Here is an 825-nt window from a genome sequence, read left to right as displayed (position 1 = left end):
GCGGATGAGGCGCGCGGCACCTCCGCCCCGGCCCTGCGCGCATTGCGTGATAGCGGCGTCCGCAGGATCGTCATGCTCACCGGCGACCGCCGGCCCGTCGCGTTACGCATCGGCGCCGGGCTTGGCGTCGCGCCAGAGGATATCCACGCCGGCATGCTGCCGCAGGACAAGGTGGAAACGATCGCCCAACTTACGCGCGACGGCGCCGTCGCCTTCGTCGGCGACGGGGTGAATGACGCCGCGGCCCTCGCCCGCGCCGACGTGGGCGTCGCGATGGGCGCGGCCGGGTCGGATGTGGCGCTTCAGGCCGCCGACGTCGCCCTTCTGTCGGAGAACATGCAAAAACTGGCCGAGGCGCACCGCCTGGCGCGGCGCACGGTGGCGATCATCCGGCAAAACTTCATTTTCGCCATCGGCGCCATGCTCGTGCTGGTCACCGGCAGCCTGTTCTTCAACCTGCCGCTCCCCCTGGCGGTCATAGGCCATGAAGGCGGCACGGTTCTCGTGGTCCTGAATGGCCTGCGCCTGTTGTCGGACAGGATCAGAACGCCAGATCCGCGCTGAAACCACAAGGCGGGGCGCCGGAAGCCAGCGCGCAGGATATGTTGGGCGTGCTTGCGGGGCGTTACAACACCACGACCTTCGATCCGGCCGGGACACGGCTGTAGAGATCTATGACGTCCTGGTTCATCATGCGGATGCATCCGGAGGACATGGCCTGGCCGATGGTTTCAGGTTCATTGGTGCCGTGAATGCGGAACAGGGTGTCCTTGCCATTCCGGTAAAGATAAAGCGCGCGGGCGCCCAACGGGTTATCCGGCCCGC

At 66.9% G+C, this 825-nt stretch carries 2 protein-coding genes; one reads left to right on the top strand and one right to left on the bottom strand.

Annotated elements, in window-relative coordinates:
- Positions 1-564, top strand: a 564-nt coding sequence (locus tag AC4FS3_RS28780) for an HAD-IC family P-type ATPase (RefSeq protein WP_491023379.1), incomplete at its 5' end; no start/stop codon positions are given.
- A 61-nt stretch (positions 565-625) separates the two neighbouring features.
- On the opposite strand, the gene AC4FS3_RS28775 is transcribed toward AC4FS3_RS28780, so the two are convergent.
- Positions 626-825 (bottom strand): L,D-transpeptidase (locus AC4FS3_RS28775; RefSeq protein ID WP_491023378.1); only part of this gene is annotated, 200 nt, incomplete at its 5' end.

The organism is Pseudogemmobacter sp. TB195 (assembly GCF_058313095.1).
The sequence above is the reverse complement of the archived record's forward strand: the minus strand, read 5'-3'. Positions and strand labels throughout refer to the sequence as shown.